Raw genomic sequence first — 25,414 nt, 5'->3', positions numbered from 1 at the left:
TGATGGCCGAAGGCTCCGGCGACGCATTGCTTGACCAGCTGCAAACGCGACTGGCGCCAGCCCAGTGGCCTCTCCCCCTGGCACGGCTTCCCGAGGGCACAGCGCTGGTGGGTGGCGCCGTGCGGGATGGCTTGCTGGACCGTCTCCAGGAGCAGCCGGATCTTGACCTTGTTGTCCCGTCGGATGCCATCGCTCTGACCCAGGCCCTAGCCCAAGAGCTCCAAGGCACCTGTGTGGTGCTCGATGCGGAACGGAGCATTGCTCGGCTGGTGATTGGAGGCTGGACGGTCGACATCGCCCGACAGGACGGTGACCGCATCGAAGACGACCTTTGGCGGCGCGACTACCGACTCAATGCCATCGCCGTGTCGCTCCAGCCCTGGGGAGAGCTGTGGGACCCCACAGGGGGACTGAGCGATCTCCAGCAGGGGTGCCTGACGGCCGTCTCGGAAGCCAACCTCACCGATGACCCTCTACGGCTGCTGCGGGGATTGCGGCTGATGGCGGAAATCCCGCTCACCATCTCCAGCCAGACCATGGGCTGGATTGAGCGCCACGCCGCACGGCTTCCAGAAGCGGCACCGGAGCGAATCCTGGCGGAGCTGCAGCGCCTGGTGAGGGGCGACCAAGCCGACGTGGCGATCGCAGCCTTAACAAGCCTGCCGTTGCTGCACCCCTGGGCGGCAGGAGGGCAACCTCCCACGCCTAGCAACATCGAAGGCCTCAGCAAAGAGGAAGCCGCTGCGGCTGTGCCCTTGGCGCGGCTGACGGCCTTGGTCAGCGATGAGGGCCTCAGCCAACTCCGAGCCAGTCGCGCCCTGCGCCAGCGCTGCAAACGGCTGCGGATCTGGCAGGAACGCATCGGTCAGGCACCGGAGTCGCTACCCGAAAGCGATCGACTGCAATTGCACGAGGAACTGGAAGGGGATCTCCCCGCCCTGGCCCTGCAAATGCCCATGCCCGAGAAAAAGATCTGGCTGCGGCGATGGCGGGACGCTGAGGACCCTCTGTTTCACCCCAGAAGCCTGATCGACGGCAACGGCCTGCTCACGGCCCTGGAGGTCGAACCCGGGCCCCGTCTCGGACGCCTGCTGCATCATCTGAAGCTTGAACATGCCTTTGGGCGCATCCAAACCCCCAGCGAGGCGCTGAAGGAGGCCAAACATTTCTTGACCCGTGAAAGCGAGGCTCTGTGATTAACTTTGCAGGTGTCAATGATGACGGTCAGACACCGACAGATCGCATTTTCTTTCCTTCATGAGCATCCGCCTGTACATCGGCAACCTGCCGCAGACCTTTGAAGAACAGGAGCTGGTGGCTCTGCTCAAGTCGGTGGGAGAAGGGATCCGGTTCAAGACAGTTCTCGACCGTGAAACCGGTGCATGTCGCGGATTTGGCTTCGCCAACGTGGACGATCCGAAACTGGCCGATGCCGTGATCGAAGCGCTGAACGGCAAGGAGTTCGGTGGCAGCGCTCTGCGGGTCGAGCGCTCCGAACGTCGCGACAACAATGCTGGTGGCAACCGTCGCGGAGCCCCCAATGCAGCCGGCCAGCCTCAAGTGGCTCGCAAGGCCGTGAACAAGGTTGTTCACAGCGATGCGAAGAGCGAGGGCGCTCCGGACCCCCGCTGGGCTGGCGAACTCTCCAAGCTCAAGGATCTCCTGGGCAACCAGAAAACGGCGGTCTGATCCGTCGCTGATCTGATTGAAGGAAACAGCTGATCAACCCCTGCCGGTCATACCAGTAGGGGTTTTTAGCGTGACTGAGCCAACAGGAACGAACGGGGCAGATCAAGCAGCTTGTTGACCTTGGCCACGTAGGCACGGTGATTGAACACGTCGTAATCGACGCGCTCAATTTCATCCAGGATGCCCCGGTACAGCCGCAAGGACGTCCACACCGGCCAGCGCGCATCAGCGGACAGCCAACGCACTCCTGCTTCGGAGCGAGCGAACCAATCGCGAGCCCGCTCCAGCTGGAATCGCATCAACGCACGCCAGGAGTTGTTGAGGGTTCCAGCCATCAGCTCCTCCTCGGAATAACCGAAACGCTCGAGATCTTCCTGCGGCAAATAGATGCGACCACGGCCCCGGTCTTCCCCCACATCCCGGAGGATGTTGGTGAGCTGGTTGGCAATCCCAAGGGCGACGGCAGCATCAGAGGTGTCGGGACAGTCGCTCCAGGGGGCTGAGGTGTAGGCCTGATCGACACCCATCACCCCCTGGGTCATCAGGCCAACAGTGCCTGCAACGCGATAGCAGTAGAGCTTGAGGTCTTCGAAGCGGGGGTAGCGGGTCCAGGTGAGGTCCATCCGCTGCCCCTCAATCATGTCGAGATAGGGCTGGATGCCCTGGGGGAAACGCTCCAGGGTGTCCACCATCACCGCATCCAAGTCGTCCTCCATCCGGCCAGCGAACAGGGCTCGGGTCTTCTCTTCCCAGCGATCCAGCCGCTCGGCAAGCTCTTCCACCGGACGCGCCTGGGCCTCCGGGCTGTCCATCAACTCATCCGTGCGCCGGCACCAGACATAGATCGCCCAGATGGCACGCCGTTTCTCTGGAGGCAGAAGCAACGTGCCGATATAGAACGTCTTGGCCCACTCGGCGGTCTCCCGACGGCAGGCCTCGAAGGCTGCGTCGAGATCCGGGGAGGCGAGGGGCATGGCTCAGGCCGTCACAGGCTCACTGGAAGAGGTCGATGATGCCAGCTGACCTGTCTTGCGGTCCACTGCACCAGCGCAGAGCTTGCCGCTGAGAACGGCACCCTCCATCGAGGCGAGATAGCGCTGCATCGTGTAATCCCCGGCCAGGAAGAAGTTCTTGATAGGGGTGGTCTGATCGGGCCGCAACTGCTGACAACCAGGGGTCGTTTTGTAGACAGACAACGGCGTCTTCACGACCTTGTATTTGCGCAGTGTGGCGGGATTTTCACCACCAAAATGCATCGGGAACAGCTTTGTGAGCTCGCCCATGGTGGCCTCGATGATCTCTTCATCGGGACGACCAATCCAGTCTTTGGCAGGAGCAAACACCAGCTCGAGCATTGACTTGTCGGGGTCTTCGTACTCCCTGCAAGTGATGCTCATGTCGGCGTACACGCTGAGCAGAGGCGAGCGGCTAAACAACAGATGGTCGATATCGGTGAGCTTGCGATCGAACCAGAGGTGCAGGTTGATCACGGGGACACCCCGAAGCCCATCCAACTTTTGGAAGACCTCCATCTGCTTCCAGGGCTCTGGCAAGAGCAGCTTGAAGGGATCCACCGGCAAGGCACTGACGTAGGCATCAGCGGTGAGGTCGAAGCTCTCCTTGCCTTTTAAGCCGCCGATGTGGAAGGCAGCGACAGAACCATCCTCATTCAACTTGATCTCCCGCAGGGGGCTATCGAGGTGCACTTCCCCTCCGAGTGATTCGATGTGCTCGACCACCGGCTGGCAAAGGCGCTCCGGCGGAGCGCCATCGAGGAAAGCCATCTTGGAGCCGTTCTTCTCCTGCAGAAAACGATTGAGCGCCGTGAGCACAACCGTGGCAGAGATTTCATCGGGATCGATGAAATTCAGCGCCTTGCTCATCGCTAAGAACACTTCATCGTTCACCCGTTCGGGAATGTTGTGGACCCGCAGCCACTCGGTCCAGGAATACTTGTCGCACTCTTCGACATACCCCTGACCCCGGAGCATCGCAGGCACAAGGCCCAGGCCGAAGCTGATTTTCTCAGGCCAGCTCAGCATGTCGTTGTTTCCCAAGATCGCGGCCACACCATTCACAGGGGCTGGCAGATCAGGAAAATCAAAGCGGCTATAGGTGCCTGGTTCCTCCTGCTGATTGAAGATCATCGAGTGGCTCTTCCACTGCAGCCGGTCTTCGATGTTCAGCTCCTTGAACAACTGGAGCATGTTCGGGTAAGCCCCGAAAAAGATGTGCAGGCCGGTTTCGTACCAGTCGCCGTCCTCGTCTTTCCAGGCCGCCACCTTGCCGCCGAGAACATCCCTGGCTTCCACAACGATGGGGGTGTGGCCGGCATCCGCCAGGTATTTGGCACAGGAGAGCCCTGCAAGACCAGCTCCGGCAATAGCGACGCGCATGCGGCCGTCTCGAAAGTGAAACCAACCTTAAAAGGGCTTGCCCCCCGTTCGCTTCTTAAAGTCGTGTCAGCTTTCCCGTGGGCGCGTCTTGGCTGACACCCTCCTCAAGTGCACCACCCGCCACGTGCGCCTGTTCACAGCAGCGCTTCAGGACGAAGATCTGGTTCCTTCGGATGACCAGCTGACCTTGGATCTTGATCCCGACAACGAATTTCTGTGGGATGCCGCCAGCCTCGCCAAGGTGCAGGGACGCTTCAAGGAACTGGTGGATGCCGCGGCCGGCGGGGAACTGAGTGACTACACCCTGCGCCGTATTGGTACGGACCTGGAAGGATTCATCCGGCAACTGCTCCAAGCCGGAGAACTCAGCTACAACCCGGATGGCCGTGTGCAGAACTTCTCCATGGGCCTACCCCGCACCCCTGAACTGTTGTGACCGGCTCGCGCTACGACCGCGGCGGCCGCCGACCGCGGGATGGCCGATACGACCGCGGTGAGCGTGATCGCTATGACGCTCAGCCCCGTGGCGGATACGGCCGTCCTCCCGCCCCCCCCTCAGGTGGCGGAGGGGGCCAGGGCCCCTTTCAATTCAGCACCCTCACCGTGGCCGTCTTGGCAGGGGTGCTCGTGGTGGGGATCGGCATCGGCAGCGCTGTCACCAGCACCACCCAGGGCGACCAGGGGAACATCGCCAGCTCCCAGCAGCTGGACATGGCCGTGCCCGACCCGGAGTTCTGCCGGCAGTGGGGTGCGAGCGCCTTCGTCATGGACATCGAGATGTACACGACGCTCAACCCCTCCAGCAGCTTTGTGACCCAGCCAACATTGCAACCGGGTTGTGTGATCCGTCGAGAAAACTGGTCAGTGCTGCGCAAGGAGGGGGCCATCACCGCCGTGCAGGAGCGTGAGTGCAAACAGCGGATGAACACCTTTGCCTACATCGGCTCCGTACGGGACAAGCCCGTGGTGCGATGCGTTTACCAAACCGATATCAGTGAGAACAAATTCCTGACCCGAGGCGTGGCAGACGACGCTGTGGGGGTAACACCAGAGGCCGATCAGTTCTGAACCAGTTGCTCCCCGATCGCTTCAGGAACGACTTTCGCTGCCTGGCGAATCGGGCTGTCAGCACTGGCGAAGACGGGCAGAACGTCATTGCGGAAGGCCACCGAGGCACGGGAGCAGTAGCGGGCGGGATGGGTGATCAGCTTGAGCTGGCGGCGCACCTGCAGATCCGCCACCTGGGGGCGATGAATCGTGCCGGCCGATAACTCCCGCTCGATCGACACCACGGGAACAAAGGCGGCACCCAGGCCCGCCTGAACTGCATTTTTGATGGCTTCCAGCGAGTTCAACTCCATGTCGATGCGCAGACGCTGCACATCCAGGCCGGAGCGGGCCAGAAGCTGGTCGACCATCTTCCGGGTGGTGGATTGCGCATCGAGGCAGACAAAGCCCAGGCGATACAGGTCTTCCTTGGTGAGCTCAGCCAGCCGGGCCAAGGGGTGCTTCACCGGCAGCACCAACGCCAGCTCATCACTGGCGTAGGGCACTACCTGCAGCAGTTCATTCAGTTCCGCGGGCAATTCACCACCGATGATCGCCAGGTCGATCTGACCGTTAGCCACACTCCAGCCCGTGCGTCGGGTGCTGTGGACCTGGAGCTGCACGGACACCTCCGGATATTTCTGGCGGAACAAGCCGATCATCCGGGGCATCAAATAAGTGCCGGTGGTCTGACTTGCACCCACGATCAGGGATCCGCCTTTGAGGTTGTGGAGATCATCCAGGGCCCGGCAGGCTTCATGGCACTGACTGAGGATCCGGTCGCAGTAACTCAGCAGCAGATGGCCAGCTTCGGTGAGCTGAGCCTTGCGCCCACCGCGATCAAACAACGACACCTCCAGCTGCTTCTCCAGGTTCTGGATCTGAAGGCTGACGGCTGGCTGGGTGACGTAAAGACTGTCGGCGGCTTTCTTGAAGCTGCCCTCACTGACAATCGCGCGAAGGATCCGCAGCTGGTCGAGGGTGAACGGCAGATCGGCCACCGCGGAACACCCGGAGGAACAAGGGAAATTTAGGACCGCCACGTCCGCCAGCCAGAATCACGCCCTTCCCACGCAGCCGCCATGGCCTCCACCCACCACAGCAGCGTCGTGATGCTGGTGCTGCTGATCCTGTTTGCGGTGATTCACAGCGGTGGGGCTGCGCTGCGCAGCCGGGCTGAAGCCGTGATCGGAGCACGGGCCTGGCGTCTGATCTTCGCGGCAGCCAGCATTCCCTCTGCCGTTGTGGTGATCGGATGGTTCCTGGCCCATCGCTACGACGGAGTTCGGCTGTGGAATCTCCAGGGCGTGCCTGGGGTGATTCCGCTCGTCTGGATCGGAACCGCCATCAGCTTCCTCTTCCTTTATCCAGCCACCTACAACCTGCTGGAGATCCCGGCGGTGTTGAAACCGCAGGTGCGTCTTTACGCCACAGGGATCATCCGCATCAGCCGCCATCCCCAGGCCATCGGACAAATTCTCTGGTGCCTCACCCACGCCCTCTGGATCGGCAGCAGCTTCATGCTGGTGACCTGCGTGGGCCTGATCGGCCATCACCTCTTTGCCGTCTGGCATGGCGACCGGCGCCTGAAGGCCCGCTTCGGCGAGGCCTTTGAAGAGCTCAAGGCCAGCACCTCAATCTTGCCCTTCGCTGCGGTGCTGGATGGACGTCAGCAACTGCAGTGGCAGGAATTCATCCGACCGGCGCAACTGGGCATCGCCATCGCCGTCGGCGTGTTCTGGTGGGCCCATCGCTTCATTCCGGCGGCTGCCGAATTGATGCGCAATTCAGCACTCCAGAACCTGCTGGGCTGAGCTGCCTACACTCGCTTCAACCTGCTCTTAGCGGATGCCCTCGGCCGAGGAACTCGCCTGGCTCATTCCCGTTCTGCCCCTGTTCGGCGCTGTGCTGACCGGGCTGGGATTGATCAGCTTCAACCGCACGATCAACCGGTTGCGCAAACCCGTTGCGCTGCTGTTGATCTCCTGTGTCGGCGCAGCTGCGTTCCTCAGCTACAGCATCCTGTTCAACCAGCTCAACGGCGCTCCGCCGGTCGAGCATCTGTTCGTTTGGGCCAGTGCCGGCAGCTTCGTTCTGCCGATGGGCTACGTGGTGGATCCACTCGGGGCGGTAATGCTGGCGCTGGTCACCACCATCGCTCTGTTGGTGCTGGTGTATTCCCACGGCTACATGGCCCACGACAAGGGCTATGTGCGCTTCTTCACCTACCTGGCGCTATTCAGCAGCTCCATGCTGGGACTGATCATCAGCCCCAATCTCCTGGAGATCTACGTCTTCTGGGAACTGGTGGGCATGTGCTCCTACCTATTGGTGGGCTTCTGGTACGACCGCGACGGTGCCGCCCACGCTGCTCAGAAGGCCTTTGTGGTGAACCGGGTTGGTGACTTCGGCCTGCTACTTGGCATCCTTGGCCTCTTCTGGGCCACCGGAAGCTTCGATTTCCAAGGAATCGCCGATGGCCTGCAGAACGGCCTGGCCGCCGGAACGGTGGCTCCATGGGCAGCATTGCTGCTCTGTTTGCTGGTGTTCATGGGTCCGATGGCCAAGTCGGCCCAATTCCCCCTCCACGTCTGGCTGCCCGATGCCATGGAGGGCCCGACGCCGATCTCTGCTCTGATTCACGCCGCAACGATGGTGGCCGCAGGGGTGTTCCTGGTCGCCCGACTCGATCCCCTCTACGCCCAGTTCCCCGTCGTTCAAACCGTGATCGCCGTCGTTGGCACGATCACCTGCTTCCTGGGGGCCTCCATTGCCCTAACCCAAATGGACCTCAAGAAGGGGCTGGCCTACAGCACCGTCTCCCAGCTCGGCTACATGATGTTGGCTATGGGTTGCGGTGCCCCGGTTGCCGGCATCTTCCACCTGGTGACCCACGCCTTCTTCAAGGCGATGTTGTTCCTGGGATCAGGCTCTGTGATTCACGCGATGGAGGAGGTGGTGGGCCACGAGCCCGTTCTCGCCCAGGACATGCGCCTGATGGGCGGCCTGCGCAAGCAGATGCCCGTCACCTCGATCACCTTCTTCATAGGCTGCATCGCCATCAGTGGCATTCCCCCCCTGGCTGGCTTCTGGAGCAAGGACGAAATTCTTGGTCAGGCGTTCAACAGCTACCCGCTGCTCTGGGTGGTGGGCTTCCTGACGGCGGGAATGACGGCCTTCTACATGTTCCGCCTCTATTTCCTCACCTTTGAAGGGGAGTTCCGCGGCAATGACACCGCCATGCAAGCCCAGCTGCTGACCGCAGCCGGCAAAGATCCTTCCGAGCACCACGCCCATGGCGGCAGCGTGCATGAGTCGGCCTGGCCGATGGCGGCCCCCTTGGCGGTTCTGGCGGTGCCTTCCGTGCTGATTGGCCTGCTGGGAACCCCTTGGAACAGCCGCTTCGCAGGCCTTCTCAATCCCGAAGAAGCCCTCGAAATGGCCGAACAGTTCAGCTGGGGCGAGTTTCTGCCCCTGGCGGGTGCCTCCGTGGCCATCTCCGTAGCTGGCATCACCCTGGCTGTTCTGGCCTATGCCCTGCGTCGGATCGATCTGGGGCAACTTGTAGCAGGCCGATTCCCGGCGGTGAATGCCTTCCTCGCCAACAAGTGGTATCTCGATGTGCTGAACGACAAGCTGTTTGTGCGGGGTAGCCGCAAACTGGCGCGGGAGGTTCTCGAGGTGGACGCCAAAGTGGTGGACGGCGTGGTGAATCTCACCGGACTACTGACCCTCGGCAGCGGAGAAGGTCTCAAATATCTCGAGACCGGACGGGCCCAGTTTTATGCCCTGATTGTGTTCGCCGGCGTGATCGGCCTGGTGGTGCTGTTCGGCGTGATCGGCGGCCCAATCGCTTAGATCCCATCGCCCATGTGTGTCATCGCCTATCGAGGTGATGACACAGCGGCCATGATTTCTACGATCCAACCAGTAAGGGTCGGATTCACAGAGTGTTCGAATTCGCAGTCGCCGGACTTGGCGAGCCGGTGCAGGCCACAGTGCCATGGCTGAGCCTATCGATCCTGGTGCCGATCGTGGGTGCTCTGCTGGTTCCCCTCGTTCCTGACGAAGGCGATGGCAAGAAGGTGCGCTGGTACGCCCTGATCGTGACGCTGATCACCTTCCTGATCACCGTTGCGGCGTACCTCACGGGCTATGACCCCAGCCTGAGCGGCCTGCAGCTATCCGAACGGGTGAGCTGGCTTCCCGATCTGGGGCTCACATGGGCGGTGGGTGCGGACGGGCTCTCAATGCCGCTGATTCTGCTCACCAGCTTCATCACAACCCTGGCCTGCCTGGCGGCGTGGCCGGTCAGTTTCAAGCCGCGCTTGTTTTATTTCTTGCTGCTGGCCATGGATGGCGGCCAGATCGCAGTGTTCGCCGTGCAGGACATGCTGCTGTTCTTCTTGGCCTGGGAGCTGGAACTGATCCCGGTGTATTTGCTGCTGGCCATCTGGGGCGGCAAGAAACGCCAGTACGCCGCCACCAAATTCATCCTCTACACCGCCGGCAGTTCCCTGTTCATTCTGTTGGCCGCTCTGGCCATGGGCTTCTTCGGCGGCGGCACCCCCAGTTTTGAGTACACCGCTCTTGCGGCCAAAGACTTCGGCACGGGCTTTCAACTGCTCTGCTACGCCGGGCTGCTGATCGCCTTTGGCGTGAAACTGCCGATCGTGCCCCTACACACCTGGCTGCCGGACGCCCATGGCGAAGCCACAGCACCGGTGCACATGCTCTTGGCCGGCATCCTTCTGAAGATGGGGGGCTATGCCCTGCTGCGCTTCAACTGTGAGCTGCTGCCAGCAGCCCACTCCCAGTTCGCCCCACTGCTGATCGTGCTGGGGGTGGTGAACATCATCTACGCCGCCCTCACCTCCTTCGCCCAGCGCAACCTCAAGCGCAAGATCGCCTACAGCTCGATCAGCCACATGGGCTTCGTGCTGATCGGGGTGGGCAGCTTCAGTGCCCTGGGCACCAGTGGCGCCATGCTGCAGATGATCAGCCACGGCTTGATCGGGGCCAGCCTGTTCTTCCTCGTGGGTGCCACCTACGACCGCACCCACACGCTTCAGCTGGATGAGATGGGGGGCATTGGCCAGAAGATGCGAATCATGTTCGCGCTCTGGACGGTGTGTGCCCTCGCATCCCTGGCCCTGCCAGGCATGAGCGGATTCGTCAGTGAATTAATGGTTTTCGCTGGTTTCGCGACGGATGAGGCCTACACCCTGCCTTTCCGCGTAGTGATCTGCGGGCTGGCCGCTGTGGGCGTGATTCTCACACCGATCTACCTGCTCTCGATGCTGCGGGAAATCTTCTTCGGCAAAGAGAAGGAGGAGCTGGTGTCCCACACCAACCTCGTGGATGCAGAACCGCGCGAGGTGTACATCATCGGCTGCCTACTGGTGCCGATCATCGGAATCGGGCTTTATCCCAAGCTGATGACCGACAGCTACCGCAGCTCGATTGAAGCCCTGGTGAACCGCAACCTGGGTGCCATGGAACAGGTGATCTCACCGACGGCCCCCTTGATTCGAGGCCAGGCTCCGGTTCCTGCGGTCATCCAGGCCCCTGCCGTGGGCGCTTCATAAATCACGTATCGATTCCGATTCATTCCCACCCAACCGTCCGTAAGTTCCAGGGGAACGCCCCCCTGCCATGCGTCAGATCAACTTCGGCCTGATCTTTAGCTTCGGCCTGATCACGGTGTTCTTCACCCTGGCGAACACCAATCCCACGACGGTTCACGTGTTACCCGGGGTCGAGTACACCCTGCCCTTGGCGGGTCTTCTGCTGCTGGCAGCGGGAATGGGAGCCGTCTCAGCCTGGTTCTTCGCCGCCTGGACCGGCATGCTCAACAACGTTGAACAATTCAGCAAGGCGAACGAATACGAAGCACAGCAGGTGCGCATCCAGGAACTGGAGACCGACCTCAACCGCTATCGCTCCACCGTTGAAACCCAGCTGGGTCTCCTCCCCGCGACCACCGTCAGCGCGAGCAGCGCTGAGAGCGACGACAGCGATGAAGCAGAGGTCACCGATGCCAGCAGTGCGGCTTAAGGCAGCACTGGCGACAACGGTTTGGGGCCGATACCTTGCCGGGAAAGGGTGAATTGACTTGCTCCAGGTGGCCCCCAAAGACGGCGCTGATGCTGGAGCTCGCCTTGCGATTCGGCTGCTACAAGACGCAGCGGAGCGGGGAGATCTCGATCCATGGGATGTGGATGTAATTGCCGTCATCGACGGCTTTCTGGATCAACTCCGGCAACGCATTGAAGTTCCCGGGCAGGTGGCAGCCGTCCTTACCGGACGGGGGGGCAGCTACGAGCGGGACCTTGCCGAAAGCAGCGAAGCCTTCCTCGCTGCCTCCGTGCTGGTGGGCCTCAAGGCGGAGATGCTCGAAACCAGCATGCTTCCGCCACCTCCCGAAGTCGAAGATCACTTCGACGCCGACTTCGATGGGCAAGGTTGGCTGGATCCGGCCTTTGATCTACCCCGACGGCCGGAACGGCATCTGCAGCGGCGTCCCGTGGCGCCACCGCCGTTACGTCGCCCCGTCACCCTTGGGGAGCTGATCGAACAGCTGGAATCGATTGCCGAGCAGCTGGAATCAGACGAACTCGAGGCGCGCCGCCGCAAACGGCAGAAGCGCTACAGCAACCGTGAAGCCATCGCCCAGGTAGCCGGGCTGGCCCACCGCGAAAAGCTTCCGGAAACAACTGCAGCATTGGGAGTGTTTCTCAACGGTTGGGAGACCGCCCTGGACTGGGTGGGCTTCGATCAACTGGTGGAGCATTGGGAGGTGACCGCCGCCGCGGACCTGGACTGTGACCGCGTCGGGGTGTTCTGGGCCCTGCTGTTTCTCTCCTCCCAGGGCCGGGTTGAGCTGGAGCAGGAGGGTTGGCTGCACGGTCCGCTGCGACTGAAATTCATCCCCGCGAGTGGCACTGCAACGCAACTCCCGATCCGCAGCCTTCAGGTGCCAGATCCGTCGCCGACCCAGACGGTCGTGGCAGCCTAAGACCGGGTCTATGGTCACTACCCTGTATTGACCGGTCCAAACGCCAATGAAGGCGATGATTCTGGCGGCTGGTAAGGGGACGCGGGTCCAACCGATCACCCATGTGATCCCCAAGCCGATGATTCCGATCCTGCAGAAGCCGGTGATGGAATTTCTGCTGGAACTGCTCAAGGAGCACGGTTTCACCGAAGTGATGGTGAACGTCTCCCACCTTGCCGAAGAAATTGAAAATTACTTCCGGGATGGCCAGCGTTTCGGGGTTGAAATTGCTTACAGCTTTGAAGGACGGATTGAAGACGGTGAACTGATCGGTAGTGCCCTGGGGTCCGCTGGCGGGCTCAAAAAAATCCAGGATTTCCAGCATTTCTTTGACGACACCTTCGTGGTGCTCTGCGGAGATGCGCTGATCGACCTTGATCTCAGCGAAGCGGTACGCAAGCACCGAGAAAAGGGCGCGATCGCCAGCCTCGTTACCAAACGGGTCCCCAAGGATCAGGTGAGCAGCTACGGCGTTGTGGTCACCGATGAGCAGAACAGAATTTCAAGCTTCCAGGAAAAGCCCAGCGTCGACGAAGCCCTCAGCGACACGATCAACACCGGCATCTACATCTTCGAGCCGGAGATCTTTGAGCACATCCCTTCGGGGCAGTCCTTCGACATCGGCTCGGATCTGTTCCCGAAACTGGCCGAGCTCGGTGCACCCTTCTATGCCATCCCGATGGATTTCGAATGGGTGGATATCGGCAAGGTTCCCGACTACTGGCAAGCCATCCGCAGCGTGTTGATGGGTGACGTTCGTCAGGTGGGCATCCCTGGCAAGGAGGTGCGTCCCGGGGTTTACACCGGTCTGAATGTGGCCGCCAACTGGGACAAGATCAACGTCAGCGGCCCCGTCTATGTGGGCGGCATGACCAAGATCGAAGACGGCGCAACGATCGTTGGACCCACCATGATCGGCCCGAGCTGCCACATCTGTGAGGGTGCCACGGTCGATAACTCGATCATTTTCGACTATTCGCGCATCGGCCCGGGCGTGCAGCTGCTGGAGAAACTGGTGTTCGGGCGCTATTGCGTGGGCAAGGACGGCGATCACTTCGACCTGCAGGAAGCCTCCCTCGACTGGCTGATCACCGACGCCCGTCGTCAGGACTTGGTGGAGCCTTCGCCCCAGCAGAAAGCCATGGCGGAGCTGCTCGGAACAGACCTCACCCAGGCAGCGAGCTGAGTCCGGCACGCTCCAGAATCATCGGGATGCGCTCCTCAGCCTTGATCGCCATCAGGTGCACACCACGCACGATGCCGAGGTAGCGCTTCACCTGTTCAGCGGCGATGGCCACGCCCTCCATGGCGGGATTCGCGGCGCACTCAAGCCGATGGATCAACGCATCGGGGATGCAGGCTCCTGGCACAACGCGGTTGATGAACCGGGCATTCTTGGCTGACTTCAACAGGAACACGCCAGCAAGCACGGGCACCCCCATAGGGCCGGCCAGCTCGCGCTGGAAACGCTCGAGCGCGTCAGGGTCCATCACCATCTGGGTTTGAACGAAGCGGGCTCCCGCCGCCTGCTTGCGCTGCAACCGACGCTGGAGACCGCTCCAGCTCCTGGATTGTGGGTCAGCGGCACACCCTGCAAACAGGGTGGTCGCCCCATCCGGCAGGGTGCCCTGCACGGGATCCACGCCCCGATTGAGGGCTTCCACCTGCTGCAACAGCTTCACCGACTCGAACTCATTGACCGGCCGTGCATGCGCCTGATCGCCCGCCCGCACCGGATCTCCGGTGAGACACAACAGGTTGCGGATCCCCAGCGCATGAGCCCCAAGCAGGTCGGATTGAAGGGCGATGCGATTGCGATCCCGGCAGGCCATCTGCAAAACCGGCTCCAGACCCGCCTCAAGCAACAACTTGCAGGAGGCCAAGCTGCTCATCCGCATCACGGCCCGACTGCCATCGGTCACATTCACCGCATGGACACGGCCTTGCAGCGATGCGGCCATAGCCAACATGTGCGTCGGATCGGCTCCGCGCGGAGGCATCACCTCAGCCGTGAGCACCTGATCCCCGGCCTCAATCGCGCGCTGCAGCGCCGTCTTCAAGTCCTGTTCCATTTCACCGGCCCACTATGCAGGATCAGACCGATCGTCCGGACTACCATGTACCCAGCGGTGGCCAGCCATGTCCTCCCATGACGGTACGGATCCTCTGGAGATCTCCCTCTCGGCCAGGGAGGTAGAGATCATCGAGCTCGTGGCAGAAGGACTGACCAATCAGGAAATCGCTGACCGTCTCACCATCAGCAAACGAACAGTGGACAACCATGTGAGCAACGTGTTCACCAAGACCGGTTCTAAAAACCGGGTGGCACTGCTCAACTGGGCTATGGACAACGGCAAGATCTGCCGGGACGGCTTCAACTGCTGCGTCCTTCCAGAAAACGATCCCCCTTCACCCTGATTGAGGAGCTGACGGGCTCCGGCAGGCTTTGCAGGGACGTGGGACCCACAGGAATTCGAAACAGGGTGGCGTATTCCAAGCAAGCCTCCACACTGGATCCCGCGAAGCGAAGCATTCCAGTTGTGTCGTACAGACCCACCACTGGGATGAACCACCAATCAGATAACTTCAAATCTAAAGGAAACATGTAGACAGGTCCAGTCCGGCCTTAGGACAAGCCACAACGGCGACGCTGCTCCTCGGGCCAGGACTGGACCGGATGCTGGGCCAGCACCGCATTGCTCCAGCGGGACTCTCCGGTGATCTCCTCTCCACACCAGGACGGAATCAGTAGATCCTCCTGGGCCGATGCCAGCTCCACCTCGGCCAGCACCAAGGGAGCGTTCTCAGCCTGGAAACAATCCACCACCCAGTCACCACCAGGGCAATCCAAGGCGTAGCGGACTTTGTCCAGGCGGTGGGGCGCCAGATCCCAGAGGGCTTCGGCATCCGCCACAGGGATCGGATACTCGAACTCATGGCGCACCAGGCCAACGGCATCAGCAGCAGCCTTGAGGGTGAGCCAGGCCTGATCCGAACCACGCAGGCGCATCCGCACTGTCACACCTTCGGCACTGGCGGCCAGATAGCCCTGACGCAGCGGCTGTGCTGGGCCAGCACTGCTGCGCCAGGCATCCGACCGCACCAGAAAGCGGCGTTCAATCTCGAAGGCCATGGATCAATTTTGCGAGGGCTGCGCCGCATGCAGGCTTCCCGCCCAGTGCAGCTTGTGGGACAGGGTGCGGTAATACGACGGGCTTTGATTAAGCAACACCATCAAGGCATGGTGGCGCGCCTGCTGAACGACACAGCACTCTCCTGGTTCCAACACCGTGCAGCCCACACCGTCCTTCCACAGCTTGATGCGGTGATCCCCAGCCCCCAGCGGCCAGATGGCCAACCTGGCCCGGGGCGGCACCACCAGCGTTCGGCTGGAGAGGCTCATGGGACAGATCGGGGCAACGATGATGGCATCGATGCCAGGATGAAGAATGGGCCCCCCTGCTGCAAGGGCGTACCCGGTGGACCCCGTGGGGGTGGAGAGAATCAGACCGTCACCACGCACCTGGTCGATCACTTCCCCATCGATCTCGAGCTCCAGGGTGCAGGTGGGCGAAATCTCATCGCGGTAGGCCCGGAGGTAGAAGTCGTTGAAGGCCCAGTGGTGCTCTTCATCGTCTTCCAGATCCGGCTGTTGCAGCAGACCGGGGGAGGCGGCACGGTCGTCTGCAGAGCGGCGATCCACCATCGCCTGAAGCATCATGCGCCGTTCGATCGCGAACTGATCGTCCTGAAGGCGTTGCCAGATCTGATCGCCACGCAACACACGGCGGTCGTGGGTAAGAAAGCCCAGATGGCCTCCCACATTGATGCTGAGGATCGGGATGTCATGCACCGCCAGGTGGCGAGCAGCTCCCAGCACCGTGCCATCCCCCCCCAGCACCAGCGCTAGGTCGGGCAACGACTCCTCAACAGCCAGTAAGCCTGGAAAAGGATTCACCCGTGGTCCCGACATCGCAGTGACCACTTGGGTTCCGATAGCTTTCAGTTCTTTGGCACATTGCCGGGCTTCACGCTGGGCAGGCTGACTGTCGGCCCGATAGATCACCCAGACCCGATCGAGACGCATGACCCAGGTGTGCGGGGGTTACCAGCGCAGCAGGTTGAACTGCTCCATGTCGACGGTAACGCGATTGCGATAAAGCGACAGCAGAATCGCCAGACCAACGGCTGCCTCAGCGGCAGCCACCGTGATCACGAAGACAGCGAACACTTGGCCGCGAATCAAATCACCATCCACGAAGGAGGAGAAGGCCATCAGGTTGATGTTCACGGCATTAAGCATCAGCTCAATGCTCATCAGCACCCGCACCGCATTACGACTGTTTATCAGGCCCCAAACACCGATGCAAAAGAGCATGGCGGCCACCAAGAGGTAGGCCTGCAGGGATGGAAGCGTGGCAAGAAAATCGCTCATCATTCCGCTCGGTTCATCAGCAGGGGAGTACGGGCCTTCTCAATCAGGCCTTGATCGGCCACCTCACCGGTGACCACATCGGTGGCCAACACATCACGACGGGCCAGCACGATGGCGCCGATCATGGCCATCAACAGCAGTACCGATGCCACCTCAAACGGCAGGAGGTAATCGGTGAACAGGTGTTCACCAATGCGGGCCGTGGCTTCTTCACCCACAGCGGGAGGACCGGGCAGCGGCCAGGGTGTGGTGACCACAACACGAACCAGCAACGCCAGCAGACCTGCGCAGACACCAGCGGAGACCGCACGGCGCGTGGTGAGATTGGCGATGGCCTTTAGGTCTTCCCGCTTGTTCACGAGCATGATCGCGAACAGGATCAACACATTGATCGCGCCCACGTACACGAGGATCTGGGCCATGGCCACGAAACTGGCGTTCAGCAGCAGGTAGAGCCCTGCAACGGCTGTGAACACCCCGCCCAGCAGGAAGGCGGAATAAACGATGTTGCTGAGCAGCACCACACCCAGGGCGCCGATCACCACAACGGCGGACAGCACCAGAAAACAGATCAGCTCGGTGGTTGTCGCGATGGTCATGCGTCGCCCTCCTTGGCCTCACTGGAGGATTGTCCCTCATTCTTGGCAGCGGGCTTGGCGGGAGGGGTGAGGGTCTCCAACATCTGTGACGGCAGCTGGCCCGCACGGGGGCGATCGGCAGCAACACCGTGGGGATCCATCTCGCCCGCCGGCAGATAGGCGAGTTCCCGCAGGGGAACTACCGAGGGATCGGTGGTGACGCTGGTGGGAAGACGTCCGAGGGCAACGTTGTCGTAGTTGAGGCTGTGGCGGTCAAAAGCGGCCAGCTCGTACTCCTCCGTCATCGAGAGGCAATTGGTGGGGCAGTACTCGACACAGTTGCCGCAGAAAATGCAGACACCGAAGTCGATGGAGTAGTTGCGCAGCTCCTTCTTCTTCGTGGCTTTGTTCATCACCCAATCGACAACCGGAAGGTTGATCGGGCACACCCTGACGCACACCTCACATGCGATGCACTTGTCGAATTCGTAGTGAATCCGGCCCCTATAACGTTCGGAAGGAATGAGCTTCTCGTAGGGGTACTGCACCGTGACCGGACGGCGCTGCATGTGGTCAAACGTGACCGAAAAGCCTTGGGCCAGATTCCGAGCTGCATCGACTGCATCCCGGGTGTAGTCACCGACCTGTTTGAGGAAGCCGAACATGGTCTGAAGGGGAGAGAACGAAGCGAAGACGGAAACGCAGAAATCCTAGGTAGGAAAACCTAGCCGCCGAATGCAACGGGGAAAGCGAGCTTGAGGGCTGCTGTCACCAGAAGATTTACCAGGGACAGGGGCAGCAGGAACTTCCAGCCCAGGTCGAGCAGCTGGTCAATGCGGACGCGGGGGGTGGTCCAGCGCAGAAGGATCGCCACGAAAACCAGCAGATAAGCCTTGAGCACCGTCATCACGATGCCAACGGCGCCTGTGATCACCTGCACCACAGGTGCATCGATGGGCTGGTTCAACCAGCCGGCCAGCCACTCCACAGGGATCGGGAAGCCCCAGCCACCGAGATACAGAACGCTGACCAGGACCGCCGAGAGCACCAGGTTGATGTAACCCGCCAGGTAGAAGAGGGCGAACTTCATGCCTGCGTACTCGGTCTGGTAGCCAGCGACCAGTTCTTCCTCAGCTTCGGGAAGGTCGAAGGGCAGCCGCTCACACTCGGCCAGGGCACAGATCCAGAAAATCAAGAAACCCACCGGCTGACGCCAGATGTTCCAACTCAAAATGCCGGCACCGGTCTGCTGGCCCACGATGTCGACGGTGCTCAGCGAGTTGCTCATCATCACGATGGCAAGAACCGCCAGAGCCAGGGGAATTTCGTAGCTGATCGATTGAGCAGCGGCCCGGAGTCCCCCGAGCAGCGAGTACTTGTTGTTAGAGGCATAGCCGCTCATCAACAAGCCGATCGGCTGAATGCTGCTGAAGGAGATCCAAAGAAAGATCCCAACGCCCACGTTGCTGATCAGCAGGTTCTGACCAAAGGGAATGATCAGCCAGGAAATGATCACCGGCACCACCACCAGCACCGGGCCTAGGGTGAAGAGGAGGCTGTCGGCCCGCGAAGGAATGATGTCTTCCTTGACCAGCAGCTTGAGGCCGTCGGCCAAGGGCTGAAGCACACCAAGAGCGCCGGCATATTCCGGACCGATCCGTTGCTGAACGGCGGCGGAAATCTTGCGTTCCAGCCAGACCGAAACCAGCACACCCACCACTGCAGCCACCAGGACCAGCAGCATCGGCAGCGGCAACCAAAGCAGCCTCGCCACCTCTGGGGAGAAGCCAAACCCTTGCAGGGCCTGGCTAAAGCTCAATTCCAGGTCCAGTCCCGGACTCACCATGGTGTCGACGGAAGTGCGTGCAACTTAGGCGGCCGGAGCCGAGACGCGCTCCTCAATGGGCATCCAGGAGCGTGGCTGGGATCCGGAGTAGATCTGCGAAGGCCGGAAAATTCGGTTCGCCCCGAGCTGCTCCCGCCAATGGGCCAGCCAGCCGGCAACCCTGGCGATGGCGAAGACCGGCGTGAACAGATCCCTGGGGATGCCGAGCTTGCGATACACCAGGCCCGAATAGAAATCCACGTTGGGATAGATCCCCTTGGGGCCAAGACGGGACGCTGCTTCCTCTTCAATCGCCCGGGCCACGTCGTAGAGGTCGTCATGGCCGAAGCTGGCGAACATCTCCTCCACCAGGGCCTGCAGGATTACGGCACGGGGGTCTTTCACCTTGTATTCCCGGTGGCCGAAGCCCATGATTTTGCGCTTGGCAGCGATGGCCTCATCCAAAAAGGCGCCAGCGTTCTCGGGACTTCCCACCTGCTCGAGCATGGCAAGGACGTCTTCATTGGCGCCGCCGTGGAGTGGGCCCGCCAGGGTGCCAACGGCTGAAGCCACCACGGCGTAGGGGTCGGTAAGGGTGCTAGCGGTGACCCGGGCACTGAAGGTGCTGGCGTTGAGGCTGTGCTCGGCATGGAGCATCAGGCATCGATCAAAGATCCGCGCCGCCAGGGGATCCGGCTCACGTTCCGTGAGCATGTAAAGGAAATTGGCGGAGTAGGCCAGATCATCCCTGGGCTGGATTGGGTCCTGGCCTTTGCGGATCAGCTGAAAGGCAGCCACCATCGTGGGGATCTTGGCAATCAGCCGCACCACCGCGTCATAGATGTACTGCGGGTCGTCGATCGCCCGGCGCGAATAGAACAGCCCCAGGGAAGCGGCACTGGACTGCAGCGCGTCCATCGGATGGCCACTGGCCGGGAAGCACTTCATCATGTCCCTCACCCGGAAGCTGACCCGCCGGTGCATTTGCACCGCGTGCTCAAACTCCGCCAACTGGTCACGGCTGGGCAGCTCTCCCCAGATCAGCAGGTAGGCCGTTTCAAGGAAGCTGCTGTTGGCCGACAGATCCTGCATCGGGTAACCGCGATAGGTGAGCAGCCCCTGCTCTCCATCGATATCGCAGATCGCCGACTGGGTTGCCGGCACGCCATCGAGGCCTGGACGCAGTTCGATCCCGGTCCGCGCATGGCGCAGGTCGCCTGTCTGCTGCTGGACCACCGCCTGATTGCCTCTAATAGCAACTTAAATCGTCAATCAACAGTGCTGGCCGAAGCAAGGCCTGCAACTGCCACTGACCCGCGGAACGACGCAGCTGGATCACACCAGCTTTCTTCAGCACCAGGGCACCGGGGGCACACCTCAGAAGAGCGCAGGCCAGATCGCCAAGGTCCGGCTCATGGCCCACCAGACCGAGGTGTCCATCCCACGGCGTCAGCAACGTTTCAAAGGCGCCTCCAGGTTGAAGGCGTTCGTCCACCGCAAGCTCTGAAGCGAGCCCTGCCTCCATAGCCAGTTCCGCCGTTTGCAAAGCCCGACGGTAAGGACTCGAGAGCAGGCGATCCAACCGCAGCCCCCGTTGCACCAGGGCCGCCATCACCAGCTGAGTTCGCTGACGGCCGGCGGCGGTCAAGGGGCGTTCCAGATGGTCCTGGCCCGCCTGGCGGGGTTCGGCGATGCCATGCCGCAACAGCACCAGGTCAGCCAAGCTCGAGCCGGGCATGCAACGGAATCTCGGTACCGCCCTGCTCCTGACGATCAACGTCGATGGCAACCGCAAGGCCGCGGACCTGGTCCTGGAGAGGCCGCCCCGCCATCACCTGCAGCAGGGCCCATGGCCGCCATTGCCCCAACAGTGCGCGGGCGGGCTCATCGGCCAGCATTAGGGCCTGCGCGGGTTGGGAGGACGCTGTGAGCTCCTGCCACTGGTTCAAGCGAGGCTGGAGGGCACGCCCGTTCTGGCGCTGCGCCAGAGCCATCAAGGACTCCCCCCACCAATTCAACGCTGACGAGCGAACCTGAGCCACGGCCAATTGAGCGTCCACCCCCGGCTGGCGTCCCCGCTGGCGCACCAGACGCGTCCAAACGCTCAACACCTCTCCATCGCCCTCCAGCTCAGAACGGGTCAGACCCTGCTCCTGCAAACGGGCGTCCACCGCATCCCGGGCAGGGTTTTGCGGGCGGGTGGCCAGCAGCCAGCCCTCGGGTTGGTCCTGCCAGAGGAGAGGGCCGTCATCGGCTTCAACAACAGCATCTGCCGCCGGCCGGTCCGCCAAGTGCTGCTCCAACACAGGAGCGAACCACTGGGCCAACGGATGGTTTTCGCTGGGATCCAACAAACGGGCTGGACTCTGCAGATGAGCCAGCCAGCGGGCATGGCCGCCGGCCGAAGCGGTCAGATCCGTGAGCCCAGGCCAGGGGGCAGTGCCAAGGGCTTGCTGGAACCCCAGCCTCCCATCCACCGCCAGGGTTGAACCCTCCGGCCGCAGTGATGCCACGAGTCCGCTCAGGTCGTCCCGTTGGGCCACCAGCTCCGGCAGCTGCAACCAATGCTCAAGGGCGTGGGGCGATGCCGTCAACAGAGCCACGCCCTCGCCGAGCTCAGCCACCTGACGCTGCAGGCGTTGATCCCCCAGCTGATGCTGATCCGGGAGCTGCGAGACATCGAGGGCCTGCTCCAGCACGCCCCGGCCTGAGGCCACGAGGAGCAAGTCGTCGTCAATCAAGGCCGTGGCCAGGGGTTGGGGGTCATGCCCCACCAACGCTCCCTGGCCGCTAATCACACCGATGCCGCGATAACTGCTGATCTGCAGGTCGGTGCCCGCCAAGCTGCGGGTCTGCCAGAACCGTTGCAGAAATCGCCGGGCGCCATCGTTATCCCGACTGGTTAAAGCCAACACCCAACCGGCGTTGGTGTCCCCATCGATGAGGGTGAGGCTGACCTCCTCACCAAGCCAGGGCTCCAGCTCAAGACCGAACTGGAGGCCCGCCAAGGCAAAGACGCCTTCGCGCCACTGCCGGGCGCCATCACGGGCATCGCGGCGTTGGGAGGCAGGGGCAACGGCCTGGGCATAGGCCGGCAACCGTCCGGGATCGGCCAGCCAATGGAGGGACAAATCAGCATCCCGGGGCACAAACCGGGCCGCCCGAGGCAGATGCAACGGCTGCTCTGCCAGCTGCAGGGGGCTCTGGCGGTTCATGGTCCAGAGCAGGCCAACGGCCAGCAAAAGCAGCGACAACAGCACAGCGCCGGCAGCGCTGAGGAAGGGGCGAGCCTTCATGGGCCGGCGGTCTCGGGTCGCCTCATTTTTGTCCATCACCGCAGAATGGCGCCATGGGCCAATCCCAACAACCACAACCAATCCAAGCCTCTGAACTGCAGCAATGGCTGCAAAGCGAGCGACCTTCCCCGCAATTGGTGGATGTGCGCGAGGAGGCTGAGCTCGCGATCGCTGCCTTCCCAGGTGCGGTGCTGCACCGCCCCCTGAGCCAATCCAATGCATGGCTTGGAACACTGCAGGCCGACCTCAAACCCGATCAACCCGTCGTGGTGGTCTGCCATGCCGGCATGCGCAGCTACCACTTCGGCCTGTGGCTGCTGGACCAACCTTGGGGCCTTGAGGTGTGGAACCTTGAGGGAGGCATTGATGCCTGGAGCCTTCAGGTTGATCCCAGCGTTCCCCGCTACTGATGAGCAAGCCCCTGTCCCTTCGGCAAGAACAGGTGCTTCAGGCGACGGTGCACCACTACGTCGACACGATGGAGCCGGTGGGCAGCCGCACCCTGGTGCAACGCTTCGGCATCCCTGCCAGCTCCGCCACCATTCGCTCCGCCATGGGGGCACTTGAGCGCCGCGGACTGCTGCAGCAACCGCACACGTCCGCAGGACGCGTTCCCAGTCCGATGGGATACCGGCACTACGTGGATGCGCTGCTACCAGAACCCGGCATCGCCGTTCAACACCTGGAACGGGAGCTCACCGGACTCAGTCTTCGTTGGGCCGGTTTGGACGACCTGCTGATGCATGTGGCACGGCGGCTGACGGATTTCACCGGCCTGATGAGCCTGATCACCCAACCGCAGCAGGAGAACCGCCAATTGGAGACGATCCGTCTGGTGCCCAGCGGTGATCGACTGCTGGTGATGCTGGTGGAAGCCAGTGGCCGGGCCAGCCACCTCAACCTGCGCCTTCCCCACGGGGCTGAAACCGAACTCACCGCGATGGAACGTTGGGCGTCGGCACAGCTCGAGCAGGGAGACCTGAACTGGGAGGCTCTGCCCAGGCAGCTGCTAAGCAGCGGCGCTGTGCTGCGCAACGCCCTTGAACAGCCGACACCCACCAACTCCACGCAAGTGGTGGTGCATGGCCTCTCCAGGCTGGTGAGCGAACCGGAATTTGAAAGCACGTCCAGCCTTCGACCGCTACTTGAACTGATCGACGAGCAACCTGGGACCTTGATCAGCCGCGGTGAATCCGCACGGGTGTGGATCGGGGACGAACATCCGCAGCCAGCGCTGGAGGCCTGTGCCGTAGTTCAGGCCCCCTACCACTGCAACGAGGGGCTGGGCCATGTGGCCCTGGTGGGCCCGATGCGCATGGCGTATGCCACGGCACGGGCGGCGGTGAAGCGGGTGGCCCGGCACCTGGAATTGCTGCTGGCCTGAAGCCAGACCGTCAGAGCTGAGCCCCCAGCTTCTCCGCCACGGTGTTGACGTCCTTATCGCCGCGACCGGAGCAGTTGATCACCACTTCCGTGCCATCAGCCAAGGTGGGGCAAAGCTGCTCAAGCCAGGCGAAAGCGTGGGCGGTTTCCAGGGCGGGAATGATGCCCTCAAGCTCACTCACCAGGCGCAGGGCATCGAGGGCCTGTTGATCGGTGACAGCGGCGTACTCAGCACGCCCGATCTCACGCAGGTAGCTGTGCTCCGGACCAACCCCGGGGTAATCAAGACCGGCACTGATGGAGTGGGCCTCCATCACCTGGCCGTCGCCGTCCTGCAGCAGCAGGCTCATGGCGCCATGCAGCACGCCGGCACGGCCCTCGGTGATCGTCGCGGCATGGCGACCGGTGGCCACGCCATCACCAGCGGCCTCGACACCGATCAGACGCACAGACGTGTCCTGAACAAAAGGATGGAAAAGGCCCATGGCATTGGAGCCACCGCCAACGCAGGCCATCAGCACATCGGGCAGCCGACCGAAGGCCTCATGGCACTGCTGCTTGGACTCTTCGCCGATCACGGCATGGAAATCCCGCACCAACATCGGGTAGGGGTGCGGACCAGCAACGGATCCCAGGATGTAGTGGGTGGACTCAACATTGGTCACCCAGTCGCGGATGGCTTCACTGGTGGCGTCCTTGAGGGTGGCGGTGCCGGCCGTCACCGGTTGCACCGTGGCGCCCAGAAGGCGCATGCGGAACACGTTGAGGGCTTGACGGCGCATGTCTTCCGCCCCCATGTAGATCACACACTCCAGACCGAAGCGGGCACAGACCGTGGCCGTGGCGACGCCATGCTGACCCGCACCGGTCTCGGCAATGATCCGCTTCTTGCCCATGCGTAGCGCCAGCAGGGCCTGCCCAAGGGCGTTGTTGATCTTGTGGGCACCGGTGTGGTTGAGGTCTTCTCGCTTCAGCCAGATGCGGGGGCCACCATCGAGGCGGCGGTAATGAGCGGTGAGACGCTCGGCCTCGTACAACGGTGTCGCCCGGCCGACGTAGTTCTTGAGCAGGTGATTGAGCTCAGCGGTGAAAGCTGGGTCATTCCAAGCATGGACCGCCGCTTGCTCTAGTTCTGCCAACGCCGGCATCAGGGTCTCGGGCACGTACTGGCCGCCGAATCGTCCAAAGCGACCGTGGGCTCCGGGGCGCACCGCTGGCTGCAGGCTGGAGGGATCCGGAGTGCTGGTGTTGGGCAGGGTGCTGGTCACGGATCCACGGCGGAGCGTCGGGTCAGCGTAAGCAGGCGGTCACGCCATGGGGCGCCGCATGGGCAGTCATCGACAATGCAACCCGGTTGCGATGGGTGGATGCCGAAGGGAGGCTGGCAGGAATTCAGCAGTGCCGAGAGCCTGCAACGACCGAGCGGACCTGCGGCGGATCCCACGGCGAAGGCGCAACAAATGGTGCGGGTGCAGCCCACCCGCGGGGGCAAAGGGGGCAAAACCGTGACGGTGATTCGAGGGCTGGAGCTGGATGCAGCGGGCTTCAAAGCGCTGCTTAAGAAGCTCAAATCACGCATCGGCAGTGGCGGTACCACCAGGGACGGCGTGATCGAACTGCAAGGAGATCAGGTTGATCTGGCGCTCGAGCTACTCAGCAAGGAGGGATACCGGCCGAAACGGGCTGGGGGTTAAGGGAGAATGGCCGC

General features: G+C 62.1%; 28 protein-coding genes. 14 read left to right on the top strand and 14 right to left on the bottom strand.

Annotated features, from left to right (window positions below):
- Window positions 1-2 precede the first annotated feature (2 nt).
- Window positions 3-1,196 (top strand): CCA tRNA nucleotidyltransferase, encoded by a 1,194-nt coding sequence (locus FZX09_RS05960; protein WP_226401046.1) that lies wholly within the window; start codon window positions 3-5, stop codon window positions 1,194-1,196.
- A gap of 61 nt (window positions 1,197-1,257) precedes the next feature.
- Entirely contained in the window at window positions 1,258-1,689 is a 432-nt protein-coding gene (locus tag FZX09_RS05955; RefSeq protein WP_226401045.1) for an RNA-binding protein, read from the top strand.
- 65 nt (window positions 1,690-1,754) lie between these two features.
- On the opposite strand, the gene FZX09_RS05950 is transcribed toward FZX09_RS05955, so the two are convergent.
- Both FZX09_RS05950 and pds read right to left on the bottom strand, forming a co-directional pair.
- Window positions 1,755-2,663, bottom strand: a complete 909-nt coding sequence (locus tag FZX09_RS05950; RefSeq protein ID WP_226401044.1) for a phytoene synthase — start codon at window positions 2,661-2,663, stop codon at window positions 1,755-1,757.
- A 3-nt stretch (window positions 2,664-2,666) separates the two neighbouring features.
- On the bottom strand, window positions 2,667-4,085 hold the full coding sequence (gene pds / locus FZX09_RS05945; RefSeq protein WP_226401043.1) for a 15-cis-phytoene desaturase: 1,419 nt from the start codon (window positions 4,083-4,085) through the stop codon (window positions 2,667-2,669).
- A gap of 88 nt (window positions 4,086-4,173) precedes the next feature.
- On the opposite strand from pds, the gene FZX09_RS05940 reads away from it, so the two are divergent.
- Together FZX09_RS05940 and FZX09_RS05935 are read left to right on the top strand one after the other, a co-directional pair.
- A complete protein-coding gene (locus tag FZX09_RS05940; RefSeq protein WP_226401042.1) occupies window positions 4,174-4,521 on the top strand; it encodes an NAD(P)H-quinone oxidoreductase subunit M in 348 nt (115 codons plus the stop codon).
- Window positions 4,518-5,153 (top strand): DUF3172 domain-containing protein, encoded by a 636-nt coding sequence (locus FZX09_RS05935; RefSeq protein ID WP_226401041.1) that lies wholly within the window; start codon window positions 4,518-4,520, stop codon window positions 5,151-5,153. Before FZX09_RS05940 ends, FZX09_RS05935 begins: the two co-directional genes overlap by 4 nt.
- On the opposite strand, the gene FZX09_RS05930 is transcribed toward FZX09_RS05935, so the two are convergent.
- A complete protein-coding gene (locus tag FZX09_RS05930; RefSeq protein WP_226401040.1) occupies window positions 5,144-6,133 on the bottom strand; it encodes a LysR family transcriptional regulator in 990 nt (329 codons plus the stop codon). The genes FZX09_RS05935 and FZX09_RS05930 overlap by 10 nt on opposite strands.
- Window positions 6,134-6,214: 81 nt before the next feature.
- Here FZX09_RS05930 and FZX09_RS05925 point away from each other — a divergent pair, with 81 nt between their 5' ends.
- From FZX09_RS05925 to FZX09_RS05900, 6 genes are all read left to right on the top strand, one after another.
- Complete coding sequence (locus FZX09_RS05925; RefSeq protein WP_226401038.1) at window positions 6,215-6,946, top strand: NnrU family protein; 732 nt, start codon at window positions 6,215-6,217, stop codon at window positions 6,944-6,946.
- Window positions 6,947-6,980: 34 nt separating this feature from the next.
- A complete protein-coding gene (locus FZX09_RS05920) occupies window positions 6,981-8,990 on the top strand; it encodes an NAD(P)H-quinone oxidoreductase subunit 5 (RefSeq protein WP_226401036.1) in 2,010 nt (669 codons plus the stop codon).
- A gap of 92 nt (window positions 8,991-9,082) precedes the next feature.
- Window positions 9,083-10,720: an NAD(P)H-quinone oxidoreductase subunit 4 gene (locus FZX09_RS05915; protein WP_226401034.1), complete on the top strand. Its 1,638-nt coding sequence runs from the start codon at window positions 9,083-9,085 to the stop codon at window positions 10,718-10,720.
- A gap of 67 nt (window positions 10,721-10,787) precedes the next feature.
- On the top strand, window positions 10,788-11,189 hold the full coding sequence (locus tag FZX09_RS05910) for a lipopolysaccharide assembly protein LapA domain-containing protein (RefSeq protein ID WP_226401032.1): 402 nt from the start codon (window positions 10,788-10,790) through the stop codon (window positions 11,187-11,189).
- A 58-nt stretch (window positions 11,190-11,247) separates the two neighbouring features.
- On the top strand, window positions 11,248-12,150 hold the full coding sequence (locus tag FZX09_RS05905; RefSeq protein WP_226401029.1) for a segregation/condensation protein A: 903 nt from the start codon (window positions 11,248-11,250) through the stop codon (window positions 12,148-12,150).
- A gap of 46 nt (window positions 12,151-12,196) precedes the next feature.
- Window positions 12,197-13,375 (top strand): NDP-sugar synthase, encoded by a 1,179-nt coding sequence (locus FZX09_RS05900; protein WP_226401027.1) that lies wholly within the window; start codon window positions 12,197-12,199, stop codon window positions 13,373-13,375.
- On the opposite strand, the gene FZX09_RS05895 is transcribed toward FZX09_RS05900, so the two are convergent.
- A complete protein-coding gene (locus FZX09_RS05895) occupies window positions 13,356-14,261 on the bottom strand; it encodes a methylenetetrahydrofolate reductase (protein ID WP_226401025.1) in 906 nt (301 codons plus the stop codon). The genes FZX09_RS05900 and FZX09_RS05895 overlap by 20 nt on opposite strands.
- Before the next feature lie 67 nt (window positions 14,262-14,328).
- Between FZX09_RS05895 and FZX09_RS05890 the strand changes: the two genes are divergently transcribed.
- Window positions 14,329-14,607, top strand: coding sequence for a helix-turn-helix transcriptional regulator (locus FZX09_RS05890; RefSeq protein ID WP_226401023.1), 279 nt, complete (start codon window positions 14,329-14,331; stop codon window positions 14,605-14,607).
- A 208-nt stretch (window positions 14,608-14,815) separates the two neighbouring features.
- On the opposite strand, the gene FZX09_RS05885 is transcribed toward FZX09_RS05890, so the two are convergent.
- Genes FZX09_RS05885 through FZX09_RS05845 form a run of 9 tightly spaced genes read right to left on the bottom strand, consistent with a single transcriptional unit; the run spans window position 14,816 to window position 22,323 of the window.
- Window positions 14,816-15,322 (bottom strand): CYTH domain-containing protein, encoded by a 507-nt coding sequence (locus tag FZX09_RS05885; RefSeq protein WP_226401021.1) that lies wholly within the window; start codon window positions 15,320-15,322, stop codon window positions 14,816-14,818.
- Between the two features lie 3 nt (window positions 15,323-15,325).
- Complete coding sequence (locus FZX09_RS05880) at window positions 15,326-16,276, bottom strand: NAD(+) kinase (RefSeq protein WP_226401019.1); 951 nt, start codon at window positions 16,274-16,276, stop codon at window positions 15,326-15,328.
- 18 nt (window positions 16,277-16,294) lie between these two features.
- Window positions 16,295-16,624 carry an NADH-quinone oxidoreductase subunit NuoK gene (nuoK, locus tag FZX09_RS05875; RefSeq protein ID WP_038552705.1) on the bottom strand — a complete coding sequence of 110 codons (330 nt, stop codon included), beginning with the start codon at window positions 16,622-16,624 and terminating at the stop codon, window positions 16,295-16,297.
- Window positions 16,624-17,223: an NADH-quinone oxidoreductase subunit J gene (locus tag FZX09_RS05870; protein WP_226401017.1), complete on the bottom strand. Its 600-nt coding sequence runs from the start codon at window positions 17,221-17,223 to the stop codon at window positions 16,624-16,626. Before FZX09_RS05870 ends, nuoK begins: the two co-directional genes overlap by 1 nt.
- Window positions 17,220-17,867, bottom strand: a complete 648-nt coding sequence (gene ndhI, locus FZX09_RS05865; protein ID WP_226401015.1) for an NAD(P)H-quinone oxidoreductase subunit I — start codon at window positions 17,865-17,867, stop codon at window positions 17,220-17,222. Before ndhI ends, FZX09_RS05870 begins: the two co-directional genes overlap by 4 nt.
- Before the next feature lie 59 nt (window positions 17,868-17,926).
- Window positions 17,927-19,045: an NADH-quinone oxidoreductase subunit NuoH gene (gene nuoH, locus FZX09_RS05860; protein WP_226401132.1), complete on the bottom strand. Its 1,119-nt coding sequence runs from the start codon at window positions 19,043-19,045 to the stop codon at window positions 17,927-17,929.
- A gap of 27 nt (window positions 19,046-19,072) precedes the next feature.
- Complete coding sequence (locus FZX09_RS05855; protein WP_226401013.1) at window positions 19,073-20,263, bottom strand: citrate synthase; 1,191 nt, start codon at window positions 20,261-20,263, stop codon at window positions 19,073-19,075.
- Window positions 20,264-20,276: 13 nt separating this feature from the next.
- Entirely contained in the window at window positions 20,277-20,765 is a 489-nt protein-coding gene (gene sixA / locus FZX09_RS05850) for a phosphohistidine phosphatase SixA (RefSeq protein WP_226401002.1), read from the bottom strand.
- Window positions 20,743-22,323, bottom strand: a complete 1,581-nt coding sequence (locus FZX09_RS05845) for a DUF3352 domain-containing protein (protein WP_226401001.1) — start codon at window positions 22,321-22,323, stop codon at window positions 20,743-20,745. The genes sixA and FZX09_RS05845 overlap by 23 nt, the downstream gene beginning before the upstream one ends.
- Before the next feature lie 53 nt (window positions 22,324-22,376).
- On the opposite strand from FZX09_RS05845, the gene FZX09_RS05840 reads away from it, so the two are divergent.
- The gene (locus FZX09_RS05840) at window positions 22,377-22,733 is read left to right on the top strand and encodes a rhodanese-like domain-containing protein (protein ID WP_226401000.1); all 357 of its coding nucleotides are present in this window, start codon (window positions 22,377-22,379) and stop codon (window positions 22,731-22,733) included.
- Complete coding sequence (hrcA, locus tag FZX09_RS05835; RefSeq protein WP_226400999.1) at window positions 22,733-23,707, top strand: heat-inducible transcriptional repressor HrcA; 975 nt, start codon at window positions 22,733-22,735, stop codon at window positions 23,705-23,707. Before FZX09_RS05840 ends, hrcA begins: the two co-directional genes overlap by 1 nt.
- A 10-nt stretch (window positions 23,708-23,717) precedes the next feature.
- Here the strand turns inward: hrcA and trpB are convergent, their stop codons facing one another.
- Window positions 23,718-24,974 (bottom strand): tryptophan synthase subunit beta, encoded by a 1,257-nt coding sequence (gene trpB, locus FZX09_RS05830; RefSeq protein ID WP_226400998.1) that lies wholly within the window; start codon window positions 24,972-24,974, stop codon window positions 23,718-23,720.
- Between the two features lie 99 nt (window positions 24,975-25,073).
- Between trpB and FZX09_RS05825 the strand changes: the two genes are divergently transcribed.
- Window positions 25,074-25,400 (top strand): translation initiation factor, encoded by a 327-nt coding sequence (locus FZX09_RS05825; RefSeq protein ID WP_226400997.1) that lies wholly within the window; start codon window positions 25,074-25,076, stop codon window positions 25,398-25,400.
- Window positions 25,401-25,414 lie beyond the last annotated feature (14 nt).

The organism is Synechococcus sp. MU1643, from assembly GCF_020514095.1.
Classification (GTDB): Bacteria; Cyanobacteriota; Cyanobacteriia; order PCC-6307; family Cyanobiaceae; genus Parasynechococcus.
This window is presented reverse-complemented; position numbering and strand designations above follow the sequence as displayed.

Coding starts and splice junctions, on each gene's coding strand:
- FZX09_RS05845 (WP_226401001.1), bottom strand. CDS start 22,323: ATGAAGGCTCGCCCCTTCCTCAGCGCTGCCGGCGCTGTGCTGTTGTCG.
- pds (WP_226401043.1), bottom strand. CDS start 4,085: ATGCGCGTCGCTATTGCCGGAGCTGGTCTTGCAGGGCTCTCCTGTGCC.
- hrcA (WP_226400999.1), top strand. CDS start 22,733: ATGAGCAAGCCCCTGTCCCTTCGGCAAGAACAGGTGCTTCAGGCGACG.
- FZX09_RS05880 (WP_226401019.1), bottom strand. CDS start 16,276: ATGCGTCTCGATCGGGTCTGGGTGATCTATCGGGCCGACAGTCAGCCT.
- FZX09_RS05950 (WP_226401044.1), bottom strand. CDS start 2,663: ATGCCCCTCGCCTCCCCGGATCTCGACGCAGCCTTCGAGGCCTGCCGT.
- sixA (WP_226401002.1), bottom strand. CDS start 20,765: ATGCCCGGCTCGAGCTTGGCTGACCTGGTGCTGTTGCGGCATGGCATC.
- FZX09_RS05910 (WP_226401032.1), top strand. CDS start 10,788: ATGCGTCAGATCAACTTCGGCCTGATCTTTAGCTTCGGCCTGATCACG.
- FZX09_RS05900 (WP_226401027.1), top strand. CDS start 12,197: ATGAAGGCGATGATTCTGGCGGCTGGTAAGGGGACGCGGGTCCAACCG.
- FZX09_RS05895 (WP_226401025.1), bottom strand. CDS start 14,261: ATGGAACAGGACTTGAAGACGGCGCTGCAGCGCGCGATTGAGGCCGGG.
- FZX09_RS05870 (WP_226401017.1), bottom strand. CDS start 17,223: ATGACCATCGCGACAACCACCGAGCTGATCTGTTTTCTGGTGCTGTCC.
- FZX09_RS05925 (WP_226401038.1), top strand. CDS start 6,215: ATGGCCTCCACCCACCACAGCAGCGTCGTGATGCTGGTGCTGCTGATC.
- FZX09_RS05840 (WP_226401000.1), top strand. CDS start 22,377: ATGGGCCAATCCCAACAACCACAACCAATCCAAGCCTCTGAACTGCAG.
- FZX09_RS05960 (WP_226401046.1), top strand. CDS start 3: ATGGCCGAAGGCTCCGGCGACGCATTGCTTGACCAGCTGCAAACGCGA.
- FZX09_RS05825 (WP_226400997.1), top strand. CDS start 25,074: ATGCCGAAGGGAGGCTGGCAGGAATTCAGCAGTGCCGAGAGCCTGCAA.
- FZX09_RS05890 (WP_226401023.1), top strand. CDS start 14,329: ATGTCCTCCCATGACGGTACGGATCCTCTGGAGATCTCCCTCTCGGCC.
- nuoK (WP_038552705.1), bottom strand. CDS start 16,624: ATGAGCGATTTTCTTGCCACGCTTCCATCCCTGCAGGCCTACCTCTTG.
- FZX09_RS05920 (WP_226401036.1), top strand. CDS start 6,981: ATGCCCTCGGCCGAGGAACTCGCCTGGCTCATTCCCGTTCTGCCCCTG.
- FZX09_RS05955 (WP_226401045.1), top strand. CDS start 1,258: ATGAGCATCCGCCTGTACATCGGCAACCTGCCGCAGACCTTTGAAGAA.
- ndhI (WP_226401015.1), bottom strand. CDS start 17,867: ATGTTCGGCTTCCTCAAACAGGTCGGTGACTACACCCGGGATGCAGTC.
- FZX09_RS05885 (WP_226401021.1), bottom strand. CDS start 15,322: ATGGCCTTCGAGATTGAACGCCGCTTTCTGGTGCGGTCGGATGCCTGG.